This window comes from Desulfobacula sp. (assembly GCF_014237455.1).
In the GTDB taxonomy this organism is placed as follows: Bacteria; Desulfobacterota; Desulfobacteria; order Desulfobacterales; family Desulfobacteraceae; genus Desulfobacula.
Window position 1 is genome coordinate 1 of sequence record NZ_JABZFL010000071.1, and the last position, 6,985, is coordinate 6,985.

General features: G+C 41.7%; 5 protein-coding genes. 1 reads left to right on the plus strand and 4 read right to left on the minus strand.

Features of this window, described 5'->3' with window-relative positions:
• Positions 1-110 precede the first annotated feature (110 nt).
• Positions 111-1,307, plus strand: coding sequence for a reductive dehalogenase domain-containing protein (locus HGJ91_RS10330; RefSeq protein ID WP_291347669.1), 1,197 nt, complete (start codon positions 111-113; stop codon positions 1,305-1,307).
• Here the strand turns inward: HGJ91_RS10330 and HGJ91_RS10335 are convergent.
• The 4 genes from HGJ91_RS10335 to HGJ91_RS10350 form a co-directional block, all read right to left on the minus strand.
• Entirely contained in the window at positions 1,294-1,959 is a 666-nt protein-coding gene (locus HGJ91_RS10335; protein ID WP_291347670.1) for an acetate--CoA ligase family protein, read from the minus strand. The genes HGJ91_RS10330 and HGJ91_RS10335 overlap by 14 nt on opposite strands.
• Before the next feature lie 17 nt (positions 1,960-1,976).
• Positions 1,977-3,383, minus strand: a complete 1,407-nt coding sequence (locus tag HGJ91_RS10340) for a CoA-binding protein (protein ID WP_291347671.1) — start codon at positions 3,381-3,383, stop codon at positions 1,977-1,979.
• Between the two features lie 8 nt (positions 3,384-3,391).
• A complete protein-coding gene (locus HGJ91_RS10345; RefSeq protein ID WP_291347672.1) occupies positions 3,392-5,857 on the minus strand; it encodes an ATP-binding protein in 2,466 nt (821 codons plus the stop codon).
• 80 nt (positions 5,858-5,937) lie between these two features.
• Positions 5,938-6,985 (minus strand): ATP-binding protein (locus HGJ91_RS10350; protein WP_291347673.1); only part of this gene is annotated, 1,048 nt, incomplete at its 5' end.

Genomic DNA, 6,985 nt, shown 5'->3' on the forward strand with positions numbered 1-6,985 from the left:
AAAGGGAGTATTTAAGAGCATTGGGATTAAATGAGCAAATTTTCACAAAGCCGGGAGGATAATAGATTTCCTCAAAAAAAATACTCCACATTTGTGGATTGGGGTGTGGAATGTCAGTTCAAACCATAAATATCCTTATTATATCAGGTCTTGGTCTTTTCGGCCTGATTTCTTTAATGAGATTTTTCCCGGACAAATCCACTGGGCGAAACCTCTCCAAAGCAAACCAATATGATGAAAGAGATACTATGTTTGCCAGGAATAATATCCGGCATTACCCGGACTTAATGGAAACATATTATACCATGCATCCGGAGAACGAATCAACAGACAGGCAAATCCACCAAAAGCCTGAATTCGGAGAAAAAGAACAGGTCTATCATAACGCATACACAGCCCCCTGCTATGAGGCAGCCTTTGAATATCTTGAAAAATCCATTCCTTTGTCTACAGGCGCAGCAGCTAAACAAAAGATATCTATAGATCCGATAAAATTTTGTAAGACTATCACAGACATTTCTAAATTTTACGGTGCCGGTGATGTGGGTTTTTTACAATTGAAATCCCATCATTTTTACAGTCATAAAGGCAGGCATGCCGAAAAATGGGGGAACAAAACCGACCAGGCTCATAAAACAGCTGTTGTCATCATCATCCCCATGCGGGTTAAAATGATTAAAAAAGGACCTGCAAGTTGTGTGATCCAGGAATCTGCACAAAAATATGTGGAAGCAGCAAAGATATCCAATATCCTGGCCACCTATATCCGACGATTCGGATACCGGGCAAGAGCCCATAATGATGCCAATTATGACACCTTATGTGTTCCCATAGCCGTTGAAGCTGGCCTTGGCGAACTGGGCCGCATGGGAATTCTCATACACAGGGTTCATGGCCCCTGTGTCAGGCTTGCCATTGTAACAACGGATCTTGAATTACCGGACTCTGCCTGCCCAAAGCCTCTCTATATGGAAGAATTCTGCAAAATCTGTAAAAAATGCGCTGACAATTGTCCGTCAGGTTCCATTACCCATGATAACGAGCCCTATAGCCGCAACTTCAGGCACTGGTCCATACACCAGAAAAAGTGCTTCTCTTATTGGAAAACAATCGGGTCTGACTGCGGGTTCTGTATCTCTGTCTGTCCGTATACCAAACCAGACACATTAATTCACAAATTCGTCCGATTTTATATCTCTCGGAACACCCTGAACCAAAAAATAGCCCTTTTTATGGACGATCTGCTGTATGGCAGACACAGGAAAATTGCCAAAGCCAACCCTGAAAACATATTTATTCAAACATGACTTTAACATCAAGGGCGATCCATTCCCCATCACTGAAAACAATGGGATTGATATCCAGCTGACTTAATTTATCACCCAGATCATGGGCGAGTCTTGATACCTGTGAAATCGTTTGAGCCAGCTTTTTCTTATCAAGGTTCATCCCCCTGAAATTATCAAATACAGGGGATAAAACCAGTTCGTCAATCATATCTGTAGCATCAGTCACAGAACAGGGCGCCAGCCGGAATGCCGTATCCTTATATATTTCCGTCAGAACCCCGCCTGCCCCAACCATTACTGCATGACCCAGGGCTGGATCTTTGATGATCCCGATAATAAACTCAGGCCCCATATAAGTGCTTTGGTTTTCAACAAGGATATTCTCTTTGGGAAACCGGTCCTGCATGAGTTTAAAATTATCCTGAAGACACTCTTTATCATTATTCAGGAGCACCCCCTTAAGTTCCGTCTTATGCAAAATATTTGAAGAGCAGACCTTCACTACATAAGGCGGCTTGATATCATCAATATTAAGCGCATCTTCCGGCCCCAGTCTTTTCCCCTTCGGCACCTTAATCGAATAGAGCATTACCAGCCGCTTGGCATCAAATTCATCAGGATTTTCTTTATCACCAAAGGTTTCAAACCAGCGTTTCAATTTTTTTTCCATCCTGCTATGCCTCCTGATTAAGCTTTCTGGTCAAGCCGCTGCTTTATCTTTGTTCTTTCCACTAAAAAACGAGCAGCCCGGACCGCTCTTCCCACAGAAGGATAGGCTGCCACACCGGCATAGTATAAATTTTTAATACTATTGTCTGTGAAGGGTCCGTACTTAGTGAATACGATCACTGGTTTATCAGATTTTTTAATTTTATCAGCAATGATATCTATCAGGTTTTCCGAAATCCCCGGAGGTGCAAAAAAGGCGATACAGATAATAATATCCACCCCATCATCTTCGATTAATATATCAAAACTTTGTGAGAACATCCTGTCATCAGCACTGGCAGTGATATCCACAGGATTTTCACAGGCGGTAAACGGGAATGTGGCCTCTTTAATCCGTTTTTGGGTATCTTTGGAAAGCTTTGCCATTTTCAGGAGTGCCCGCATGTCCTTTTTCTCGATAAAATCCGTACACATCACCCCGTACCCACCGGCAGCCGTTAAAACAGCCACCCGGTTTCCCGGAGTACCCGACAGCATGGAGAGAACCTTGGTGGCATCACAAAACTCTTCATCATCATACACCCGCTGAATCCCGAATTGTTTCAATGCTCCGCTGATCACATTGTCAGACCCGGCAAGTTTTCCCGTATGGGAGCTGACTGCCAAGACTGCCGTATGGGTCCTTCCGGCTTTTAGAACAACCACGGGCTTTTCTCTGGCTGCCTCTTTGGCCACCGTTAAAAATTGTCTGCCCCTTTCAATGTTTTCAAGGTAAAAGCCCAGGCAATTTGTCTTCTCATCCCGGGCAAAATATTCCAGAAAATCTATTTCATCAAGATCACATTTGTTCCCTAACCCCACAAAGGCCCGCATGCCATAACCGGTATTGGACGCATATCCAAGGGCCTCAACACCGACCGAGCCGCTTTGAACAATACAGGCAACCCTGCCTTTTCTGTCAAGGGATTTATCCCCATGTTCAACAAAAATGGTATCAATGTTTTCATCCGGCAAAAATATTCCCAGGGAATTGGGGCCAAGGATATTGACATTTTTCTCTTTTGCCAGCCCTGTTAATTTTTCTTCCAATTCCCTGCCTTCGGCACCGACCTCACCAAACCCGCCGGCAACAATGATATAATTTGGAATTCCTTTTTTTATACACATTTCCACGGATTTTACTGCGGCGGCTGCAGAAATAGTGATAATGGCAAGATCAATGTCTTTTGGCAAAGACTGGATATCCGGGCTGACCTTATACCCTTCAATAGCTGTTTCTTTAGGGTTTACCGGAAATAACCGCCTTCGGGAATCCAAAAGCCGTCTGAAAACAATCCCCCCGACTTTATCTTTAGACTTTGATGCGCCGATCACGGCTATCTTTTTAGGATTTAAAAATTTTTTTAGTGATGCGATTTTATCCATATATTTTGCTATTTTTCTCCCAAAATTGACCCTTCATTTCCGGTTGCGGGGTTTCCCTCTGATCTTTGCAGATCAGGTTCTTTGCCCAAGGCAGCCGGCAGACAAACCGAGACTGTCGATCCTGTTTCCAGTTCAGATTCTACGGTGATCAACCCGCCGTGTTTTTTAATAATGGAATGACTGACGGTAAGCCCGAGCCCCTGTCCTTTATCAGCTCCCATATCTTTTGTTGAAAAATAGGGATCAAATATCTTTTTCAGGTTCTCTTTTGATATGCCACAGCCCTGATCTTTGAAGGAAATTTTAATATATTTGCCGGGGTTTAAGGTCAGGGAATTTTTTTCTGATATCTCGATATTTTCGCATGATACCTTGAGTGGGCCATTACCATTCATTGCCTCTTTGGCGTTGACGACGATATGACGGGCCACCTGTTTGATCTGAGCTTCATCAATAGTGACTTGTCTGATATCATCGGGTATGAAAATTTCCGGCTTGATGTTAGACCCTTGCAGTGCTGAGGCAACAGTCTCTTTTAGCAGTTCATCAATGGAGTTGATTTTCTTGATCGGATCACCCCCTTTTGAAAAAGTAATCAATCGTGCCGTCAATTCCTTTGCCTTAATGCAGGCGTCTTCGGCTGCCCTGAGACTTTCAGAGGTTTCAGTTTCAGGTTTCAGGTCATCCTGTGCCAGAGAAATATTGCCCATCACCGCAAACAAAAGATTGTTAAAATCATGGGCAATGCCGCCAGCCAGTATGCCGATGGATTCCATTTTCTGGGTTTGCTGGAGTTGGGTTTCGATATTCTTCCTTCCGGTGATGTCAACAAAAAATCCATCCCAGAGGATGCCTCCGTCCGTCAGGGGCTCCGGCGTCCCATACACCTCAATCCATATCACTTCCTCGTCTTTCAGGACCCGGAATGTTAAGGGGAAGGATTTAAAAGATTCAGCGGATTCCATCATGCCTTCTCTAAACATCTCCTGATCCTCGGGATGCACCATATCGAGAAGCTGTGATGAATCCTTCATAATATCTTCAGCTAAGATGCCCATAGTAGCCGTTACCATATGACTCACATACGAAAAAGTGAACGTTCCTTCCGGCGTCATTATAAGCTGGTAGACAACGGCGGGCGAGTTCTCGGAGAGTCTTCTATACTTCGCCTCACTCTTCTTCAAAGTTTCCTCTGTTTGCTTTCTGTGCTTAACTTCATTCTCAAGCAGTGTTATGGATGTGGTGGTATGGTGAAGCCGACCTGCCATCCTGTTGAATGAGTGAGCCAAATTACCAAATTCATCTTTTTGCTTAAGTTCGATTCTGTATTCAAACTCTCCTTTTCCAATCTTTTTGGTAGCTTTATCAAGTACTAAAAAAGGTTTGGCAATTTTCCGGCCAAACAGGTGAGAGACTAACACCAAACTTAAAATTATTAAAATACCTGTCAAAGCACTCCACTTAATCGATTCAATTATCGGTGCTCGGGCTATGCTCAAGTTACGATAACAAAGAACGTACCATGACTCGCCTGTGTTGCCTTTTTCATGGTCAATAGATTCAAATGTTCCCCCAAAACCATATTCACTTTTCTCTTTTGTCAGGTTAACTTCTGAAAACCCAACAAGATACTTTTCTCCAGAATCATTCAAAATGAATAGTTCGTTATTTTTATTTTTTATTTTTCTATATATATCATCATGGATTTGTGTGCTTAACGGTTCAAAACCTTCTTCAAAGACAACCATTCCACCAGATCTAATCAATTTGAATTTTCCAATTAATTTATCCTCTGCACCTAATATCAATTCGCTGACATTACCAAGGATATTGAGATTACATTTTAATATACCGATTACTTCCTTTCCTTTTCTGATGGGAACAACAAGACCCAGGACGTATCCTCCAACACTATCATCATACCCGCGGTCATCAAAAAACACTGCGCCTGCTCCATTATTATAAGACCCCAACCACCAGTATTTATGTCCGTGGGCAAAAGTTGACAACTTTGAAGTTGATGCAACCAACGCACCAAATTTATTGGTCAAGAAGATTTCTCCGTATTCGCCTTTGAGAACTATCTGTTGATTTTTTAGAAAATGTGATGCTTTATTATCCGTAAATTTTTGAATAAACTTATCAGTAGGGTCTTTTGTTGATTTCCATTGTTCATTTAAAAGTTTTATAGATTCTTTTCTTTTTTCATCCGATAGATTCGTATAGAAAAAATTACTCATCTCCAAAGCATTTTTTAAAATGGGCGTATTCGCCAATGTCAGGGCAGTTTTTATTTTTTCAGAAAGAAGATGATCAAAGTCATCTGTAACCTCTTTTGCAATGGATTTAGTTTGAGTGAATTGAGATTTTACAACCTCATTAGAACTAAATTTGAATATCATAAACGAAAATATAATTAACGCCATTATACCCGTAAACAAAATAACAAAAGAAAGTTTAGTTGAAAACTTCATTAATACGACCTCCATCAGGAATGCAATAAAATAAACTTAACAATCTATCAGCATAAAAAAATAATCTATAAAAATAATTTTCAATTTTCACCCAATACTTCACGTATTTTTTTGGCAAGATCTTTCATTACAATTGGTTTCAAAAGAAACCCATTAATACCCAGAGATGCCGCCTTTTCCTCAGACATGGTTTCACTGAACCCAGTACAAAGTAATACAGGGATATCAGGACGTATTTTGGTCAATTCAACCGTGAGTTTATCGCCGGGCATATTCGGCATTGCCATATCAGTAATGACCAAATCAAATGTATCGGGGTTGGCCCGAAACGCTTCAAGCGCTTCAATACTGCTGGTGCGTGAAGTAACCTGATACCCCAAACGCTCCAGTATCTTTTTTTCCATTATAAGGATCGTTTCTTCGTCATCCACAAATAGAATTCGCTCAGTTCCACCCTGGACGGGTTTTTTAGTCTGGATATTCTGTTCTTCAGAAAGGCTCTTTTCTACTGGAAAATAGACTTTGAATTCTGTTCCTTTGCCAGGCTCGCTGTAAACATGGATACTGCCCCCCATGCTTTTAACAATACCGTGTACAACAGAAAGTCCCATCCCCGTACCCTTGCCTATTTCTTTGGTAGTAAAAAACGGGTCAAAGATTTTTTCTGTCACATCTTTATCCATACCCATACCTGTATCAGCCACAGCCAAACAGGCATAAACCCCGGGTATCATATCAGGAATTGTTACGTCATGTTCACCTAATTCGATTTCTTTGAGACTGACTTTCAGTTCCCCGCCTGTTTCTTCCATGGCATGATACGCATTGGTTGTAAGATTCATTATAATCTGATGAATTTGTGTGGGATCAGCCTTGATCGCACCACAATCCGCCCTGATATCCTGTATAATATCAATTGTTGTAGGAATGGTCGACCTGATCAGTTTTAATGCTTCCTTGATAATAGGCTGCACCTTCATCAGGATTAACTCATTGGTATCCTGTCGTGAAAATGTGAGGATCTGTTTTACAAGGGCCTTGGCTCTCAAGGCACTGGTATAAATTTCATTCAGACTGTCCCGGAATGGGCTGTCTTCGGGACTGTCCGCTAATAACATATCTGCATAG

Coding starts and splice junctions, on each gene's coding strand:
- HGJ91_RS10345 (WP_291347672.1), bottom strand. CDS start 5,857: ATGAAGTTTTCAACTAAACTTTCTTTTGTTATTTTGTTTACGGGTATA.
- HGJ91_RS10340 (WP_291347671.1), bottom strand. CDS start 3,383: ATGGATAAAATCGCATCACTAAAAAAATTTTTAAATCCTAAAAAGATA.
- HGJ91_RS10335 (WP_291347670.1), bottom strand. CDS start 1,959: ATGGAAAAAAAATTGAAACGCTGGTTTGAAACCTTTGGTGATAAAGAA.
- HGJ91_RS10330 (WP_291347669.1), top strand. CDS start 111: ATGTCAGTTCAAACCATAAATATCCTTATTATATCAGGTCTTGGTCTT.